Origin of the sequence: Gleimia europaea ACS-120-V-Col10b (assembly GCF_000411155.1) — a bacterium.
In the GTDB taxonomy this organism is placed as follows: Bacteria; Actinomycetota; Actinomycetes; order Actinomycetales; family Actinomycetaceae; genus Gleimia; species Gleimia europaea_B.
Map to the genome: position 1 here is coordinate 1,151,933 of NZ_KE150266.1, position 19,009 is coordinate 1,170,941.

16 protein-coding genes are annotated in these 19,009 nt (G+C 59.0%); 1 reads left to right on the forward strand and 15 read right to left on the reverse strand.

Translation table 11 applies throughout. The annotated features are described in order from the left end of the window. Positions 1-150 precede the first annotated feature (150 nt). A complete protein-coding gene (locus HMPREF9238_RS05260; protein WP_016444412.1) occupies positions 151-1,641 on the forward strand; it encodes an amino acid permease in 1,491 nt (496 codons plus the stop codon). A gap of 140 nt (positions 1,642-1,781) precedes the next feature. Here the strand turns inward: HMPREF9238_RS05260 and HMPREF9238_RS05265 are convergent, their stop codons facing one another. The 15 genes from HMPREF9238_RS05265 to HMPREF9238_RS05335 all read right to left on the reverse strand — a co-directional run bounded on the left by HMPREF9238_RS05265 (position 1,782) and on the right by HMPREF9238_RS05335 (position 18,960). After that, positions 1,782-2,513 carry an aldo-keto reductase family protein gene (locus tag HMPREF9238_RS05265; protein ID WP_016444413.1) on the reverse strand — a complete coding sequence of 244 codons (732 nt, stop codon included), beginning with the start codon at positions 2,511-2,513 and terminating at the stop codon, positions 1,782-1,784. Between the two features lie 160 nt (positions 2,514-2,673). Next, on the reverse strand, positions 2,674-3,702 hold the full coding sequence (locus HMPREF9238_RS08635) for a pseudouridine synthase (RefSeq protein ID WP_198009474.1): 1,029 nt from the start codon (positions 3,700-3,702) through the stop codon (positions 2,674-2,676). Between the two features lie 40 nt (positions 3,703-3,742). Continuing rightward, positions 3,743-4,213: a response regulator gene (locus HMPREF9238_RS05275; RefSeq protein ID WP_040316495.1), complete on the reverse strand. Its 471-nt coding sequence runs from the start codon at positions 4,211-4,213 to the stop codon at positions 3,743-3,745. Further along, complete coding sequence (locus tag HMPREF9238_RS05280; protein WP_016444416.1) at positions 4,213-6,276, reverse strand: sensor histidine kinase; 2,064 nt, start codon at positions 6,274-6,276, stop codon at positions 4,213-4,215. The genes HMPREF9238_RS05275 and HMPREF9238_RS05280 overlap by 1 nt, the downstream gene beginning before the upstream one ends. Positions 6,277-6,306: 30 nt before the next feature. Further along, on the reverse strand, positions 6,307-7,779 hold the full coding sequence (locus HMPREF9238_RS05285) for an SLC13 family permease (protein ID WP_016444417.1): 1,473 nt from the start codon (positions 7,777-7,779) through the stop codon (positions 6,307-6,309). Between the two features lie 196 nt (positions 7,780-7,975). Continuing rightward, the gene (locus tag HMPREF9238_RS05290) at positions 7,976-9,658 is read right to left on the reverse strand and encodes a hypothetical protein (protein ID WP_016444418.1); all 1,683 of its coding nucleotides are present in this window, start codon (positions 9,656-9,658) and stop codon (positions 7,976-7,978) included. 116 nt (positions 9,659-9,774) lie between these two features. Beyond that, positions 9,775-10,530, reverse strand: coding sequence for an alpha/beta hydrolase family protein (locus HMPREF9238_RS05295; RefSeq protein ID WP_016444419.1), 756 nt, complete (start codon positions 10,528-10,530; stop codon positions 9,775-9,777). A 30-nt stretch (positions 10,531-10,560) separates the two neighbouring features. After that, positions 10,561-11,496 (reverse strand): glycosyltransferase family 2 protein, encoded by a 936-nt coding sequence (locus HMPREF9238_RS05300; protein WP_232217601.1) that lies wholly within the window; start codon positions 11,494-11,496, stop codon positions 10,561-10,563. Positions 11,497-11,620: 124 nt separating this feature from the next. Next, entirely contained in the window at positions 11,621-13,318 is a 1,698-nt protein-coding gene (locus tag HMPREF9238_RS05305) for an NAD(P)-binding protein (protein WP_016444421.1), read from the reverse strand. A 2-nt stretch (positions 13,319-13,320) separates the two neighbouring features. Continuing rightward, entirely contained in the window at positions 13,321-14,586 is a 1,266-nt protein-coding gene (locus HMPREF9238_RS05310) for a thiamine pyrophosphate-dependent enzyme (protein WP_016444422.1), read from the reverse strand. Further along, on the reverse strand, positions 14,583-15,869 hold the full coding sequence (locus HMPREF9238_RS05315) for a transketolase C-terminal domain-containing protein (protein WP_016444423.1): 1,287 nt from the start codon (positions 15,867-15,869) through the stop codon (positions 14,583-14,585). Before HMPREF9238_RS05315 ends, HMPREF9238_RS05310 begins: the two co-directional genes overlap by 4 nt. Continuing rightward, positions 15,862-16,437 carry a 2-oxoacid:acceptor oxidoreductase family protein gene (locus HMPREF9238_RS05320; RefSeq protein WP_040316497.1) on the reverse strand — a complete coding sequence of 192 codons (576 nt, stop codon included), beginning with the start codon at positions 16,435-16,437 and terminating at the stop codon, positions 15,862-15,864. Before HMPREF9238_RS05320 ends, HMPREF9238_RS05315 begins: the two co-directional genes overlap by 8 nt. Before the next feature lie 138 nt (positions 16,438-16,575). Continuing rightward, on the reverse strand, positions 16,576-17,055 hold the full coding sequence (locus tag HMPREF9238_RS05325) for a MarR family winged helix-turn-helix transcriptional regulator (RefSeq protein WP_198009475.1): 480 nt from the start codon (positions 17,053-17,055) through the stop codon (positions 16,576-16,578). A 34-nt stretch (positions 17,056-17,089) separates the two neighbouring features. After that, positions 17,090-17,788: a CE1759 family FMN reductase gene (locus tag HMPREF9238_RS05330; protein ID WP_156824390.1), complete on the reverse strand. Its 699-nt coding sequence runs from the start codon at positions 17,786-17,788 to the stop codon at positions 17,090-17,092. 14 nt (positions 17,789-17,802) lie between these two features. After that, positions 17,803-18,960: an LLM class flavin-dependent oxidoreductase gene (locus HMPREF9238_RS05335; RefSeq protein WP_016444427.1), complete on the reverse strand. Its 1,158-nt coding sequence runs from the start codon at positions 18,958-18,960 to the stop codon at positions 17,803-17,805. Positions 18,961-19,009 lie beyond the last annotated feature (49 nt).

The following is a 19,009-nucleotide window of genomic DNA, read 5'->3' on the forward strand; positions in this document are numbered from 1 at the left end:
CGGATTTGCGGCACTGGCCACACAGAATTGAACGCGCTCATACTTCGAGGTAACGTCCACAGTTCGGGCAGAAAATGAGCGCCCTTCGGAGCGCGAAGCGTTTTGCTGTAAGTTTCCCAATAGGAAATAACAATCGAGATTGGAACTGTGATGAGCGCGCCGCAAAACACCCCATCGGGGCAGCCAGCCAGTGAGTCTGGGGCAAACCCGGAGAAGCTGAAACGAAAGCTCGGGGCTCGCCACCTGAACATGATCGCTATGGGCGGCGCGATTGGCACCGGCCTCCTCGTCGCATCGGGCGGATCGATCTCCCAGGCTGGCCCAGGTGGCGCCCTCGCTGCTTACGCGGCCATCGGTTTCATGGTGTACCTGCTCATGCAGTCGCTGGGGGAAATGTCCACGTGGCTACCCACCGCAGGTTCGTTCGAGAACTGGGCAACCCGGTGGATCTCACCCTCGTTTGGCTTTGCCACCGGCTGGAACTACTGGTTCAACTGGGCTATCACTCTGGCCGCAGAGATCGTGGCCGTCGCGCTCGTCATGCGCTACTGGTTCCCCACCGTGCCCTCCTGGGTGTGGTCAGCCCTGTTCCTTGCCGTCCTGTTCCTCATCAACGCCTTCACCGTGAAAGGATTTGGCGAAACCGAGTTTTACCTCGCTCTCATCAAGGTCGTCACCGTGATCGTGTTCCTGATTGTTGGCGTTGCCATGATCTTCGGGATTCTGGGCGGCCCGTCCCCCGGCACGCAAAACTGGACTTCCGGTGACGCCCCGTTTGTTAACGGCTGGCTAGGATGGTTCTCCATCATGATGATAGCGGGCTTCTCTTTCCAAGGCACCGAGCTTATTGCAGTTGCCGCAGGTGAGGCGGAAAACCCCGAGCACACTATTCCCAAGGCCGTGCGCACCGTGTTCTTCCGCATCACCCTGTTCTACATTGGGGCGATCGCGGTAATCGGTTTCCTGCTGCACTACTCTGACCCGCACCTGCTGGCGGCAGATATTGGCGACATTTCCATCTCACCGTTCACCCTCATTTTTGAGCGCGCCGGCATTCTCGGCACGGCAACGATCATGAACGCGGTGGTACTAACCGCTATCCTCTCGGCCGGAAACTCCGGTATGTACGCCTCGTCCCGCATGCTGTATTCCCTGGCTATTTCGGGCAAGGCACCCAAGATTTTCACCAAGGTCAATAAGCGCGGCGTTCCCATGCCGGCCCTGCTGGCCACCACTGCGGTGGGTGCGTTCGCATTCATCACGTCCCTGATTGGCGATGGCGCGGCCTACCTGTGGCTCGTCACCGTTTCCGGCCTGTCTGGCTTCATCGTGTGGGCCGGCATTGCGTGGAGCCACTACCGCTTCCGCAAGGCCCTTAAAGCGCAAGGCCACGACCCTGCTGAACTGCCTTTCCGTTCCAAACTGTTCCCGCTAGGCCCCATCGTTGCCCTCATTATGGTTTTGATCATCATCTTCGGACAGAACATGGAGATCTTCTCCGGCCAGTTCAACGTCGGCGCAATCTTCTCCACCTACGTTGGCCTGATCGCGTTCCTACTGCTGTGGGTGGGACACAAGCTGGTTACCGGATCAAAAATGGTGGACCCGGCAACCGCTGATCTTTCGCGCGTAGACCACTAGGCAAACGGCTCACGCTTTTAGCGGGTGCCTGCCGGAACGCATCCGGCTGCGCCCGCGACGTAAAACTATCAGCCGTGCGTGGAACTGCGGCTCAAGCCGGGTTAAGCTCCGACCAACACCGCGCGAAAGTAGTCCTATTTCTACGCGATGCGCAAAACGTTGCTGAAGCGGCGCAGAGTCTCGATAGTAGAGGCAGATTGCGCGAGGCCATCCAGAGTATGAACCTCAATCAAAACACCGAGAACACTCGGGTGACAACGCAACTGAGAAATGACGTGCGCGGGAGTATCGGCATCTACCGAAACTATTACTGTGGTGCCCGCCCGGCGCGCCGCCGCCAGAATACCGACAGTGGCCTCGGCGCCAAAGTCTGATGCGCTGAACGAAACGTAGCTCAGGCCCACGAGCGACATGGCGCGCATCGCCTGACGGACGGTACGTACATGAACCCCCCAGTTGCGAACCAGGCCCTCATCCTTCAATGCGCGCAGGGTCTCCACCTGCTTGAGTGACAGCAGGTGGTCAGCGCTCTGTCCGGTTAGCTGCACAATATCCAGGCTCTCTCTGCCGGTGCGCTGGAGCGCCGCCAAGACGGCGACTTCCAGAAGCTGCGGATCAAGGCCAAGATCGTGCAACACGGCGGGTTCGCTGGGGTTGCCCAATTGAATACTCAAAGCTGACTGGGCGGGAGCATCTGCCAAGAAAGATTGCGCGGCGCAGTCCGTAGCTTCAACAAAACGCAGGCCAGAAAGATCAACCTTTTCTGTGCCAGCGCGCTGTGCGCAGCGAGCGAACGCGTTGGTCAAGCTAATGCCAACAGGAGCGTTTAGGCTCACCGACTGCGACTCGAACGTTGTGTTCATTTCAAACATCGCAACCCCCAATCTCTTTTAACCTTTATGCAAAATTACTTTACCATTTATTGACTCATGCCTTTGCCTCAGTTTGCAAATTGTCTAATTTGTCGCAAAATGATCTCACTCTTTGGAGCGGGATTTCCCTTCACCACGAGGCAGAATTTACGCGCAACCTTTAGTTCCGGCCGTCAACCGACTTGGCATACTCCAACCCGCGCCGGCTAGATACACTCACCAATTCACGCGTTTGTGGATCAGTAAACTCCAGATTTTGCGCCAGCAACTGCAGGTGGGCGAAGCCGGGTGGAGTCTCGTCCAGCCCGTACCTTGCCGCAAACCGGCCTGAGTACAGCGGGTCGCCCACAATCGGAATACCCAACCCATAAAAGTGAGCGCGGATCTGATGCGTGCGTCCGGTTACCGGCTCAACCTCCCACGCCTGCATGCCCGCCGCGCGGGCCAGCTCAGAAACCTCGGGTATAAAACCTCGTGCGGGGCGCATGATCGTCTCCGCGTTAGGCGCGCCAGCCTCGTTAAAAACCCTCATTCCGCGTTTTTCAATGCGCGACGTGACGCGCAGGTAGGGGCCACGCTCATCTACGCCGCCTAACACCGCAACGTTCTTATGTGCCCGCGCCGCAAATCGTTTCGCATCCAGCGCGCCCGCACTATCAAGGCCGAGGGCTTCCTGACCCGGCAACCCCGCAACATCCTCGCCCGCCGGCAGGCCAGTGATCGCAAGGTAGCGTTTTTTCACCTCGCCGCGCGAAAACATCTGCTGATACATGCCGCGCTTAGCCGGATCCGAGGTCGCTAAAATCACTCCGGCCGTCGCCCGATCCAAACGGTGGGCAAAAACGATGTCATCATTGCGCTCTTGCCGGCGAAGCGCCACCGTGAGCGTGCGCGCCACAAACCTGCCTCGCGGCATCGTTGCTAAATCATGCGGCTTATCCGCCACCAGCCAACCATCACCACGGGCCAGCACACCCACCTCAATCGCAGTGGGTGGCTCGTCCGGTATGGGCCGATAAATCCACACGCCCTGCGAAAGACTGGCTGCACAAGCATCCGCATCCAAGCTCCGCCCTCGCGAATCAACCACATCTCCAGCCGCAAAAATCGCGTCAAGGGCGGCCGCGTTCAAAGTTGGAAAACGATTTTCGAGGGCGGCGCGAAGCGTCCCAAAATCCGAAACGCTCACGCGAATTGGACGCACTCCCCCACGAGCGGGAGGAACCTGCCTAGCGGATCGCATCCATCACGCGCACCGCGTCCAGCGCGCGCATGTGCGGCAGTGGGTCAATACCCATTGAGATAACGTAGTCCGTCAGCTGCTCGCGTACCTCGTCTACTAGCTCCTGCGCATTCCACGGCTTGGTGAAATAGTGATCCAAACTGGCCTCGTTGAGCGCCCGGATCGTGTCTTCCTGATCCGCCTGGCCCGTCACCAGCACCTTGCGCGTGTCCGCCGTCAGCCCGTCAGAGGCCAACGCAATCAAGAAATCAACGCCTGACTCCCCCGGGAGCCGGTGGTCAGCCAACACGAGCGCAAGCACGTCGCCATCCTCGTCAATCTCATCAATCGCAAGGCGCGCGTCCTCCGCCGAATCAGCCACCTCGATGCGGCACACGCCCTGGAACGAATCGAGGTCTCGCTCAAGCGCGTCGCGAACCTCCGGCTCATCCTCCACAATCAAGATCGCAAGCTTCATCATTCCTCATTTCCACTATTTTCTAACAACAACTTTTCCACATTCGGCCCCGCAACGGGTAAAACCACGCAAATCGTGGTGCGACCCGGCTCTGACACGATCGAAAGCGAGCCATCGTGATCGTCCACAATCGACTTTGAAATCGACATTCCCATCCCCAACCCAAACCGCACCTGGCCATCCTTAGTGGTGAAATGCGGTTCCAAAATGCGATGCACAAGCTCTTGGGGAATGCCCGGACCGTTGTCGGTGATAGCAACGCGCACGTGGCGGGCATCGGGAGCCGACGTTTCCACCACGATCTTCGCCGGCTCGTTTCCGCGAGCCGGTAGCGCGGACGGCACTGCCTGCGCCACCTCGGCGCTCTCGTCCTGGATAGCCTCCGCCGCATTGATCAGCAGATTCGTCCACACCTGCTCCAACCGTGCCGGGTACGCACGAATCGGCGGCAGCTGCGCAAAGCGGCGCTCCACCTCAACCCCGCGCATGCGGTGCGCGGTCAGGCGTAGCACGTCCTCGATATTCTCATCGAGGTCCACGCCCTCCACCGGCGAAGTATCCGGGCGCGCATACGCCTTCAAAGAAGACACCAAATTGGTTATGCGCCCCGCCGCCACCGTGGAGTTTCGCACCGAGCGTCCAATGCCCGCCGCCGCCTCAATAACCTCCAGCGAAGAGCGGTCCGAGCCGCGCCCAAACCGGCTTTTCTTCTGCCCGCGCAAAACCTCGCGCACCAGATCCGGGTTCGTGGTCTCGGCTCCCACTAGCCTCTTGGCCAGTTCCCTATCACCATCAGTTAAAGCCATGACCTCGCGCACCAAAGCCCGCTCTTGCGCAGTTGATCGCGGGCGTGCATCGCGGGCACGCGTCATCGCCTGCGCCGCATCCTCCATGCCGCCGCAAGCGCCCAACACCGTCTCCACATCGCTAGCAATATGCTCGGTGGCTCGCTGCAGCGCCGCTACGGGATTGTTCAACTCGTGCGCGATGCCGGCTGATAGCTCCCCAAGCATCGCGAACTTCGTTTGCTCCACCAGCTGCTCGCGCGCTGAACGCAGCTGAGCGAGCGTTTCTTCCAAATTCTTGCGCTCAATCTCAAGCTGTTCGGCAAGCTCGTGGTTTTCAATGTGGAGGTACTCGGCGCGCACCAGCCGGGCAGTGAGTGCCTGGATCGCCACCACCGCCAAGTTTGCCGAGGTATCTGGCGAATGTTGGAGCACATACTCCAACTGCTCGATAGACAGGCGCACCAGCTCCACCTGCGTTGTTGTGGTGGACGTAAACATTGCCCGTTGCTGGCGTGCCAACGACAGCAGACCGATTAGCGGCCCCGAGGTGGCGTGATGCAATAGCACGTCCCCGAACTGTGAGGAGCGGTGGAGCGCCACCGAACCGCTCAGCACCAGGTACACTGCGTCCACAGACTCACCCTGACGGGTCAAATCCACTCCCTCGGGTAACACCATGCGCGGGCGCGGCCCCAAAATCCGTTCAATCCCCTCCAAAAGCACGCGCTGCACCTGCTCGCCGGGCGTGTCCAGCCCGTACAGCAAATCTCCTGCGCGCGGCTCATCCCCCGCGTCAAACCCGGCAGTCACCCGCGTTATTTCCGCATCCGGAAAATACTTGAACAACCACCTGCTGATCACTGCGCTAATCTGCTCTACCAGCGCGGGCGGAGTCCACGGCACCGCCACTACCGACACCAGGGAGCCGTCATGCACAGACCGGGCCACGTCCTCGTGCCGCATCTTATCCGTAATCAAGATGAAGCCAGCACGCGCCAGCACACCAAACTTGCGTAAGCGCGTCACCACCTCGTCTACGTTGCCTAAACGCGGCGAAATGAGGACGCCTGGCACTAGGCACTGGTCGGTGTCACACTGCGACGCGAGCGCCCGCTCCACTTGCGCAAACCCGAACGCAACGCGCACGTCACAATTTCTTAGCTCCCCCTCGATATCGCAGGCCGCTTGGCAAACCGGATCGTTCTCATCTGCGGCAACCGCCAAAATGTGCAGCATGTAATCTGCCGAGTCGCCGCCCACTCGAGTCACGCTCACATCCACCTGCTTTCCGCCCAGCGCTTCGCCCTACAACAGGCCCGCCCCACCCCAGTACAGTGGCATCACAAAAGCGAGTAGTAGCGTGCCGGACACGCCCACCACCAAGCCCGTCTTGATCATGCGCGGAGTGCTGATTTCGCCCGTCGAGTAGGCGATAGCGTTCGGCGGCGTGGAAATTGGTAGGCACATGCCCAGTGAGCAGCCCAACGCCAACACAACCGCGATCTCGGCCGGTGTTGCCGCAACCGAAGCGCCCAGGCCCATGCCGAGCGGGATCAAAAGGTTAGCTGCGGCCGAGTGCGAGATCACGTTCGACATCAAGAAGCCCACGCCCGCGAGCGTCAGCATGAGCAGGGCAACCGGCACGGCCTCCCAGTTAATGAGGCCAATGATCCACGCGTCCAGTCCGGTCTTACCCACCCCGATGCCCAGCGCAATACCACCCGCAACCAGCCACAGCACGGGCCAGTCCAGGTTGCGCAGATCATCACCCGACATTGCCTGCGTGACCATCAGGAGTACCACGGGCACGAAACCAACCGTGTTAGACGAAATGCCGTGTAGGGGCTCCGTCATCCACAGCAACACGGTAATGCCTGCTACCACGTAGAAGATCGTGGCGTTACGGCCCGTCTCAAACTTGGCGCTGAGATCAAGCTCGATTTTGAGGTCCTTCGGCATGTAGGCGAACGCCAGCCAAGCCCACGAGATTGCGAGCACCACGAGCATCAGCGGAACCGCAATCGCCATCCAGCCGATGAATGAAATGTGAATCCCTGCGCTTTGGAGTGCGCCCAGCGCAATAGCATTTGGCGGCGTCCCCACAGGCGTGCCAATACCGCCCACATTCGCAGCCACCGGAATTGCCAGGGCCAAGCCCACGCGCGACTTCCCCTCTGGCAATTGCGCCAAAACCGGCATGAACACTGCGAACATCGTGGCCGTGGTAGCCGTATTCGACATGAACATAGAAAGGGTGGCGGTAATCAGCATGACGCCCATCAGCATCATTTTTGGCGACGACAGGAACGGCTTCAACATTACCGCCGCAATAGCCTTATCCACCCCAAACTTCGCGGCTCCATCCGCAAGCATGAAGCCACCCAGGAACAAGATGATCACCGGGTTAGCAAGAGATGCAAAGAACGTGGCAGAAGTGGGTACGCCCTCGGGAACCGGTAACAGAGCCTGATCTGAAACCAGCAGAACCTCTGCCATTATCACCAGCACGGCCGTAGCTGACAGTGGGATAGCTTCGGTAACCCACAGCATGATCGCGGCCAAGAAGATCGCCAACATGCGTGATCCAACCGGATCGAGGCCCGGAATATCAACGACAAACGGAACAATAAAGCCTATGACTGCGGCGATCTGGCCAAATCTTTGCAACTTGGTGGTCTGCTGGGCCACCACCGCTTTTGGCCCCGATTTACGGGGCGCTGACTTCCTAACCGTCGGCGTAGCTGAACGACGCCGAACCTGCTTAGATCCGGGGGTCATAGTGCGTCCTCATCCATATCTGCAAATGCCGGCTCCTCGTTGAGCGCGGCGTAGCGTCCCTATAGTCTAGCTCACACTTAAACAGCCAATGGGGCACAACTAATACGCTCGCCAAACTATTTACAAACCCCGCCCGGGCCGTGCCCAAACAGAGATACGCGACGATTGTGCTCTATGAATCCCGGTTCGCCGCGCGCTACTGGAACGACACAAACCACGGGCGCGGTTCAATACCCATGGTCTGCTCCGCGTTCAGCATCGGCTTGTCCTCGTCGATGAAGTTCTTCCACGCCAGCCAAACCCACGGCTGCAAATCTTCGCGAATTACGTCCCACGTCTGCATCTTCGCTGCCGGAGTGCCGTGACCATCCACGTGAATCACCGTTGCCAGCTCCGGATGCTGCACCATTTGGTTGCGATCGCGGATCATCTGCACTTGGAACTGGTGCAACATAAACACTTTCTGCGGCAGATTGTTTTCGCGCACCAGCTGGGCCAGCCACTGCGAAACCTCGTTCACCTCCGCAATCTCAACGTGGCCAACCTGCTCCAAATGCACCTGGTTGCCATACAGTTTCCACTCCGGGTCGAGCGCCAACCCAACGTTTGGGCGCTTCAACAGATCCACGTAAAGCTTCGCCTGATCAAGCAGATTCGCGCGCCCCGGCTGCAGGTCGATAATCGCGTAGCCACCTACCTCGCTAATCGCATCAATGGAGGGAGCCAAATCAGGTTCCGCCGTCACGTCCGAGTAAAAGCCATCATCGCCCGCACCCGCCGACGCCACCGTCGCAATGATTTCAAACGCCGGAATAAACGGCACGTCACTGAACTGCTGGTACTGCTTCGCATACTGCAATGCCAATTGTGCCGCTTCGGTTGGAGATTGCTCGCCGAGCACTCCCAAAGCCCGCGTATGCGGGTGGCCGTACAGAGCCACCATTCTCCGGCCTGGAAACACCAGGCCACCTCCACCCGGAAGTTCATCTGCGGAAGTTGCCAGCTGGGCGGCGTGGCGCAGCGTCTGCGTGCCCCCAAAATCGGGACCCAAACCAACCGCAACCCGGCCCTCGCGCATCATCTTCATAGATTCACTCGTGGCGCGCGGATCAGCCTGCGCCAGCACACTCACGTCAAGCCCTGCGCTCAACGCGTTAGCCACCACGCCCAAAGGGGAACTCTGCGTTGCGAACGCGATCGCCTTCGTGTTTGCATTGCCCCTATCACCGCGTGGAAGAGGCGCTAGATCCACCATTTTCGGGGTGGGGACGGCCTGGCTCTGCCCGGACGTGGCCTCGGTGGCCTCCCCGCCGGCTTGCTCTGTCTGCGTGGCTTGCTCAGTGTCCTTTGCCCCTGGCTGTGGTGAAAACTCCGGCACCGCCACATCGGTAGGATCAAGGTTTAACAGATCATCCACGCCAAACTCATCGCAAGCGCGAACCTCGGAGCCCAAAACAGTGCTTAGCGCCTGCGCGTCGCCCGTATCTGTCATCACGTCCACATTGGCCGCAACGTCCACTCCGCCTACGGCCAACACCGTCTTTACGCCCAAGCGGTCAAGCTCTGTAGCCACCTCGCTATCGCCCGTCTCGGTCAGCATTGGCAGTGATAGGGCCTGCGCCACTGCGGCTGCCCTTGCTTGCGCAACCGGATCCGCAGATGCAACCACCGCGCCCTCAGCGCGGTCAAACAGCGCCTTTGCAACCTCCACATCCGTATCGAAAGCAACTGTTTCAGTGGGCGCTAGGGGCCGTTCCGGAACTTCCGGCGCAGATGCGGACGAATCCTTCGACGCACTCGAGCAGGCCGCTAAACCACTCACCATTAACGTGGCAATCAAACCGGATACTAGCCGTGCCCTAATCGAAAATGCGCGCATACAAAACCCTTCAAATCACTAGCGCCCAAAGTCTAACAAGTGCGCAAACACTACCCGGGACAGCGCGCCCTCCCAACCGGACACATCTGCGTCAGACAGAATGCGCGGGTAGCTGACTAAATGTAGCGCGACGCCCAGCTGGCGATGATCTCTCCCGCCCAGACGGCCACACCCGGCCTCGTCAATAAATGATCCGCTCCGTCTAGCGCCACAAAACTCTTTGGCATCTGCGCTGACCTGTAAATATCCATCGCGTTATGCACGTCCACAACCCCATCTTGAGGCGAATGCATCACCAGCAGGGCAGCTGAAAGCGCACCGATCTTCTTATGAAAATCGTCTTGATTCTGCAGGTCGCGGAAAATTGGCGCGCCCACCAGCATCTCGTGACCGGCTATCTGAATGACGGCGGTGCCCTGCTGGAAAACTGGGGCCAAACGGTCTTTCAAAATTTCTGCCACATGCCCCGGATCCGAGGGCGCCGCAATGGTCGTGACCGCAACAACGGACGCCAGATCCCCCGCCGCTGCGAGCACTGCCGCTCCGCCAAGTGAATGACCCACCAGTAACTTCACGGTGCGCCCCTGGGAGTTCATCCACCGGCACGCGGCTTTCAAATCTTCAACATCGGCAGAAAACGTGGACTCTGTGAAGTCCCCAGCCGAGGCTCCCAGCCCCGCAAAATCGAAGCGCAACACGCCAATCCCGCGATTTTTCAACGCTTTCGCAATCCGTGACACTGCGGGAACAGACATGTTGCACGTGAAACAGTGCGCAACAATAGCCCAGGTTTTCGGCTCCCCCTCCGGCGTGTCAAGCACTCCGCTGAGCTTCAGCCCCGTCGCCCCTGCGAACGTAACCTGTTGCGCCATGCCTCGCTCCTTCGCGCGCGCACCTGCCTCTTAAAATCCGACCTCTTTATCGACCACAAAATGAGGACGATGCTTAACCTCACGATAAATTCTACCCACGTATTCGCCAATCACACCCAGCGCCAGTAGCTGAATACCTGAAAAAGCAATGATTGCCGCGATAGTCGTAACGTAACCGGGAGTCTGCACGCCGTAAATCGCCCAGTTAATGATGAGCCAAATCAGATAGAGGAGGGCCAGGGCAAACATGAAACCACCCAGTCCCGCAACCACGCGTAGCGGCTTTGCGTTGAACGAGACGATGCCGTCCCAACCGTAGTTGAACAGGGACTTAAGCGACCACGAAGAAGCCCCCGCGATGCGCTGCTCATTGTCGTACTTCACGTACGAGGTGGGGTAGCCAATCCAAGAGAACAATCCCTTGGAAAACCGCGAGCGCTCATCGAGGGCGAGGAGTGTTTCTACTGCCCGGCGCGAAAGCAGGCGGAAATCGCCGGCCCCGTCCACCAGCTCCACTTCCTCCATCATCTTGTTCGACAGCCTGTAATACATGCGGGAAAAAGCGGTTCTGAGCTTTGAGTCACCATCGCGATTGCGTAGCGCAACCACCTGGTCAACGCCCTCGTCCTCCATCGTCTGAATCAGCTTTGGTATCAGCCTGGGCGGGTGCTGCAAATCCGCATCCATGATTAGCGTGGCGTCACCGTCGGCATACGTCAGCCCGGCGAGCATTGCCGGTTCTTTGCCGAAGTTACGTGAAAACAACACGCCGCGAACCCGCTCATGCTTGGCCGCAAGCTCCGCAATCACCGTGGCCGTGTCATCTGCAGACCCATCGTCAACCAAAATGAGGTCCCAATCTCGCCCGGCGTCCGCAAACACGGCCTCCACCTGGCGAACCAGCTCAGGTAGCGTCTGCTCCTCATTAAAACAGGGCACAACAATGGAAATCTTCTGCAAATTCACGCCTAAAGTATAACAGCGACAACAGGCGGCCAGCCGAGCCGCTAACCCGGTTCAAACTGCAGGGGGAGCGAGGTGCGAAACACCCCGCTCCCCCTATCTGCCATGCGGCAAAGGTTTTCCCGAATCAAACCTGTTCGGGAACCATCGAAATCGAACCGCACGGGCACTCCTCGGCACAAATACCGCAACCCTTGCAGTAGTCGTACTTGAACTCGTACTCGCCCGGCTTGATCTTCGTAATCGCATTATCTGGGCACACGCCAAAGCAGTTGTCACAACCAAAACAGTTGCCACACGACATGCAGCGGCGCGCCTCAAACAGCGCTGAATCCTCGTCCAGACCCTTCACGACCTCATCAAACGTAGACGCGCGGCGCGGCCCCTCCAAACGGGCCCGCATACGCCTGGGAGCATCCGCGTAATACCAGGTGGTCAGGCGCTCAAACGCAGCATCATCGTGCTTGACTGGCGGCTCGTACTCGCCCCCGCGCAGGTACGCGTCAATGTAGCGGGCCGCCTTCTTGCCGTGACCAATCGCAACCGTAACCGTGCGTTCAGACGGCACCATGTCACCGCCCGCGAACACGCCCTTCAGGCCTGTCATCATCTGGCGGTTAACCTGCACCACGCCATCTTTAATCTGAACATCCTTCGCGTTTTCAATCAGCGACAGGTCAGCCTCCTGGCCCAGCGCCATGATCAGCGAATCAGCGCCGAGCTCTTCAAACTCGCCGGTGGGCTGAGGGAATCCCTTCTCATCCAGCTCCATCTTTTCGATCGTGATCGAACCGCCATCCACGTGCTTAACAGTGGACAGCCAGCGCATCATAATGCCTTCCTCCTCGGCCTCCTTGACCTCAGAGTCATGCGCCGGCATACGGTCACGCGTGCGGCGATACAAAATCACCGCCTCTTCCGCGCCCAGCCTCTTAGCCGTACGAGCAGCATCAACAGCCGTGTTGCCACCACCGTAAACCACCACGCGGCGGCCCAGCAGCGGCTTGTCACCCGTCTCCACCTCAGACAGCATCGACACTGCATCCATAATCTTCGCCGACTCTCCTGCAGGCACGTAAGCGCGCTTACCGATGTGGGCGCCAACCGCGAGGAACACCGCGTCAAAGTCGCCCGTCACGTCCTCAACATTGTCAACCTTGCGGTTCAGCTCAATCTTCACGCCCATATCTACAATGCGTTGAATCTCGCCCTCCAGGATGCCGCGCGGCAAACGGTACGAGGGAATACCAAACCTCATCATGCCGCCAGCCATCGGACCAGCCTCGTAAATCGTCACGTTATGACCCAAACGGCGCAGGTGGTACGCCGCAGACAAGCCGGACGGGCCCGCACCAACAATCAGCACGTTCTTCCCCGTATCCGCATTCACCGGCTCAACCGTCCAGCCTTCTTGAAGCGCCTTATCGCCCAAGAAACGCTCAACTGCGTTGATCCCCACGGTCTCATCAACCTTGCCGCGATTACACATCGTCTGACACGGGTGGTAGCAAACCCGGCCCATCACCGCAGGCATCGGATTATTCACCATGATTTCACGCCATGCGGACTCATAGTCGCCCTCTTCCGCATGGTAAAGCCACTGCTGAACGTTCTCACCAGCCGGACATGCCTTGTTGCAAGGAGGTAGCAAATCTACGTAGATCGGACGCTCCGTACGCCACGAACCCGTCTCATTCGCCAGCGACGAACCCACGTCCAAAGTGATAGCAAACGGCTTCGTATCATCGCCAATGCCAGAAGTTGCGTCACTGCGTGCCGCCGCCGAAACGTCTACGGCCTCACTTGTCACATCACTCTTACTCATCGTCAGTTCTGTCCTTGCTTGTCCGCCTTGCCAGCGCCCTCGCCAGCCTTCACATTTGCCGCCCCATCAGCGCGCGTTTTCGTGCCCGCAGAATACTCATCCTGGGTCGCGGCTGCGTCCGTCTGCTCCGTGGCGCCCTCATCAAACTCATCAAACGGCTTTCTGAACCCGTAGCGAGCCTCTTCGAACTCCACAAAACGCTCAGTTGCGAGGTCATAATCCTCATCATCTACCAGGTCGTAGCGGCGGATATTCCTATCCGCGCCCGCCTGAATACGCCTAATCGCCTCCTGGTCGCCACCCTTCTTAAACAGGTGCGCGAAGCGGCGTTGCGGCTTCAAATACTCCTCAACCGGGGTGGGCCGGCGCAGCTTCATTACCGAAGTGACTTCGCCATACTCAGCCTCGTAAACCGGGAAAATACCCGTCTGTACGGCAAGGCGTGCCAAATGAACCGTCTGCGCCGAGGCCGAACCCCAACCCAGCGGACACGGCACCAGCACGTGAATGTAGCGGGCTCCACGGAACTGCATCGCGCGGTTTACCTTGTATTCCAAGTCGCGCAAATCTGCCACGGTTGCCGTTGCCACGTACGGGATTTCGTGAGCCATGGCAATGCGCGGCATGTCTTTACCCTGGCCCCACTCATTGCCCGGATTCGGGCCCACCGGCTGAGTGGTGGCTGTGCGCGCCGTAGGGGGCGTGGCACCCGAACGTTGCACGCCCGTATTCATGTAAGCCTGGTTGTCATAACAGATGTAGAGCACGTCATCGTTACGCTCAAACATGCCAGACAGCGGGCCAAAACCAATATCTACCGTGCCGCCGTCACCGCCCTGGGCCACCACGCGCGTTGCGCGGCCCTTTGCCTTAAACGCCGCCGCCGCACCTGTTGCCACCGCCGCCGCGTTGCCAAACAGGGAGTGCAACCAGGGGATCGTCCAAGAGGTTTCCGGGTAGGGCGTTGAAAATACTTCCAGGCAGCCGGTTGCGTTAATCGCCACCATGTCCCTATCGGTTGCGCGCATCGCCGTGTCCAGGGCGTAGCGGGCGCCCAGCGCCTCACCGCATCCCTGGCACGCGCGGTGCCCGGAAGTCAGTGAGTTGTAACGGTGAGGATCCGACTGAACCGAACGCAACTGCTCGTCAGCCAAGCGGTTACCTACCGCGTAGGAGCCAACCTGGTAGAACTTGACCTTCTCTCGAGCCGGAATCGCAGTTTGGCGCACCTGCGGGAAGCTCTCTTGTACTCCACTATCAGTACTCATCGGTTATTCGCCTTCTTAGAAACTTCCAAATCCAACTTCGCGTTCACTCGATCTTGCATGTCGCGAATCATGTTCTCAGCGGGTGCGCCCGAGCGGCGCGTGCGTGCCTCGCGCTCCAACTCCCGTTCAACAAGTTCCTTATCCAAATCCAAGAAAGTAAGGTGATCGACGTCGTCCACAACCGCCCTATCGAGGTACTCGTGCAGTGAAGCCGCAGTAATGTTGCGACCCCCCAGGCCTGCGATCAGCTCGTGGCACGTGAAGTTCAGGCCGCGCATTGCCGCCCGGCAGTGCGATGACACGATGCCGCCAATGCCAACGGAGAACGCCTTTTCCAAAACCACAAAGCGTTTTGCTCCCTGCAGTACCTCGCGAACCGCATCGGCGGGAAAGGGACGGAACGAGGTGATGCCAAGGACGCCGATCTTCTCACCGCGCTCGCGGCGAACATCTACCACGTCCTTGATTGTGCCCAGCACGGATCCAAGGGCCACGATGATCGTCTCGGCGTCCTCGCACTTGTAGGGGCGCACCAGGCCCCCAGAGTCGCGGCCAAACACGCGCTTAAACTCTTCTTGAACCTGCGGGATCAGCTCGAGCGCCTGCAACTGCTTTGCGTGAGCCAAGTAGCGAACCTCTGTGAACGCCTCCGGGCCCACCATCGCGCCGATCGAAACCGGATCAGACGGGTCGAGCACCTGGCGCGGCTCGTACGGTGGCAAGAACTTTTCCACCTGTCCGGCCTCGGGCACATCCACCTGCTCCACCGCGTGAGTCAAAATGAAGCCATCCATGCACACCATGACGGGCAACGAAAGCTCCTCCGCAATGCGGAAGGCCTGCACGTGCAAGTCTGCGGCCTCCTGGTTGTTCTCCGCGTAAAGCTGCAACCAGCCGGAGTCGCGCTGGCTCATCGCATCCGTGTGGTCGTTCCAAATGTTAATCGGAGCGCCAATCGCGCGGTTCGCAACCGTCATCACAATCGGCAAGCCCAGACCAGAAGCGTTGTAGACCGCCTCAACCATGTACAACAAGCCCTGCGACGCCGTGGCCGTGTACGCCCTCGCACCCACCGCCGACGCGCCGATGCACGCCGACATTGCGGAGAACTCCGACTCCACATTCACGTACTCGCAATGCTCCAACTTGCCGGACTTAACGAGGGCCGAAATGGCCTCCACAATGTGGGTTTGCGGGCTAATCGGGTAGGCCGCAACCACCTCAGGATGGCACGCAGCAACAGCTTTCGCGATGGCTTGCGAACCCTCAATCTGCTCAAGCATTATCTACCTTCATTTCCTCAACCAAACGAAATGCGGCCTTCGCGGCCTCCTGGTTCGCCTCGCCAACCTTGCCTGCAAAACGGCCCGAGATCGCACCGAGCACGGACTGTAAACGCACGATGCTCGTAAGCGCTGAAACACCACCTAAAAGCACCGCGTTAGGCAGCGGACGCCCCAGGTGTTCGAGCGCAATCTCGGTAGCCGGAATCGTAATGATGTGCCCGGGCAAGGAGCGCTCTTCCAACTGGGCAAGTCCAAGTTCTTCCAACGTCTTTGCGGAATTCACCAAGCCGTAGCCGTCTGGCTGCAAGCCGGAAAACACGTCCATAATCGGCAAAAGAGTTGGATCTTGAACAATAACCACATCCGGCGAAAGCACGGGCTCGCGACTGCGAATCACTTCGTCGCGAATCCTGCAGTAAGACACAACCGGGGCGCCCATACGCTCAGACCCAAAAGAAGGGAAAGCCTGCGCGTGGTGGCCGTCTTCGAATGCCGCCATTGCCAACAGGTCCGCGGCAGTTACAACACCCTGTCCGCCTCGACCATGAATTCTTATTTCGACCATATGTTCATGCTAGGCACCTACAAGTTGCGCAATGGTGCAGGCAGGCGGATCGCTGATTTGACGCGCCTTATAAAGGGTAAACAATTATGTAAACCTGGGGCTTTTCATAATTTGAGTGTTACATATATGCCTTAGGGGTTAAGCCTCGCCGAGCTCTTCCAACCGCGTGGCAAGCCTAGTGAACACGCGCTCAATCACCTCGGCCTCCCCTATCGACAACTCGGTCAGCATCAGTTGTTCCACCTGGAGCGCATGCAACTTTCCGGCCCGCAAAAACGTTAGCAACCCCGCTTGCGTCAACTGTACGTACAGGCCGCGAGCATCACCCTCGACCTCACCACGACACACCAGGCCGCGCTTTTCCAGCACCTTAACCTGATATGACAAGCGCGATTTAGAAAACGACATTTTGGCCGCCAGATCCTTAAAGCGCAACCTGCGCCCCTCGGCTTCCTGTAGTAACAAGAGCACGTTGTACTCCGCGAGCGTCACGTCTGCGCCCTCGCGAAGCGCCGCATCTATCGCATCCTGCGCGCGAGCCGTGGTCTCAAAATAAACCCGCCAAGCACGCCACGCCGCCACCTTCCGCTCCGCTTCCTGCGGCGAAGAAGGGGCCACACTCTCGCGCCATTTCGCGCCTTTATCACCGAACTCAGCCAATGGAACCCAGCATTTCTTCCAGCGGCGTCACATTCTTGAACCTGTCGTCAGCTTCCGCGCGGCCAAGGGCAGGACGCGCCATCAGCGCCTTAGCAAACGCGGCTCCGGCCCGCTCGATCCGCTCTTGTAACGGGGCGTCGCGTGTGCCGTCATTCTTATCAATCACGTCACCAAAATCATCGGCCGCTGCGAACACTGCCGATGGCAACACATCCATCCGCAGGTATGAAAACAGCGGGCGCATCGCGTAATCGATCATCAGCGAGTGGCGGGCCGTGCCCCCCGTTGCGCCAAGGAGCACCGGCTTTGCGCTCAGCGGATCCTCGAACAAGTCCCAAAACGACTTGAACAAACCCGAATATGACGCTTGGAACGTCGGCGAAACCGCGATTATGCCGTCGGCTTCGCGCACGGCTCGCAACCTCTTTGCCAAGTCAGTGGCCGGATTCATTGTCAGCATCGCGTCCGTGATCGCGCCCGCCAACGGCCGCAACTCCACGACCTCAACATCCGCGCCAACACCCCGCTGCGACAAGTAGTTCGAGGCCGCCTCGGCAAGCGCCCGAGACAACCTCGCTGACGATCCCGACTCAGACAGACCGCCACTTACCACCACGATGCGGCGCGATTCCGGGGTGAACGGATCACGCGTAGAGTCGATAGCCTCACCCACCAAAATCTCACTCATCATGCCTCCAAAAAGCTCTATTTCGAGTCTCGCTCGGTGCGCTCTTGCCGATCCGCAAACGCCTGCGAACCAGGGCCGCCGCCCGCTATCGGCGCCTTGCCCGCGCGATCTCGTGCCACCAGGAACTCGTGCGTGGATCCATCTGGAACGTGCGCGGGTCGCAACGAATCAAACTCTGCGCGCAAAACTGGAAGCACCTCACCCCACATGTCAAGCTGCTCCAACACCGCTTTTTGCGGCAAACCAGCGTGATCAATCAGGAACATCTGCCGCTGATAGTCACCCACCCACTCGCGGAACTCGAGCGTGCGATCAATAACTTCCTGCGGTGATCCCACAGTCAGCGGCGTCATACTCTGGTACTGCTCCAGCGACGGGCCGTGTCCATAAACCGGCGCGTTATTAAAGTAGGGGCGGAACTCATTCACCGCGTCCTGCGAATTCTTGCGCATAAACACCTGGCCACCAAGCGCCACAAACGCCTCATCCGCCCTACCGTGACCGTAATACTCGTAGCGCTCGCGGTACAGATTCACCATGCGGATCACATGATCCTTGGTCCAAAAAATGTTGTTGTGGAAAAAGCCGTCGCCGTAGTACGCGGCCTGCTCCGCAATCTCGGGGCTACGGATTGACCCGTGCCACACAAACGGAGCCACCCCATCTAAAGGACGCGGCGTGGCGGTGAACCCCTGCAGCGGCGTGCGGTATTTACCCTGCCAATTGATCACGTCCTCGCGCCACAGACGATAGAGCAGGTTGTAGTTTTCCACCGCCAACGAAATACCCTCGCGAATATCTCTGCCAAACCACGGATAAACCGGGCCCGTATTTCCGCGTCCAAGAGCAAGGTCCACGCGTCCATCAGCCAAATGCTGCAAGTAAGCGTAATCCTCGGCCAGGCGCACCGGATCCATCGTGGTGATCAAAGTGACCGCAGTTGAAAGGATGATCCGCTCGGTTTGCGCCGCGAGGTAGGCGAGGAGGGTCGGCGGGTTGCCGGGCGCCACAAACGGAGGGTTGTGGTGTTGGCCGGTTGCAAACACGTCAAAGCCAACTTCCTCGGCGTGCTTGGCTATTTCAACCGTGTTCTTGATGCGCTCATTTTCCGAGGGGGCGGTGTGGTTTACCGGGTCACGAGTGATATCACCGATGGTGAAAATCCCGAACTGCATGGCTCTCCTAGTTACGAAAATCAGACTCAAAACAAGTTTGTTCAAGTTT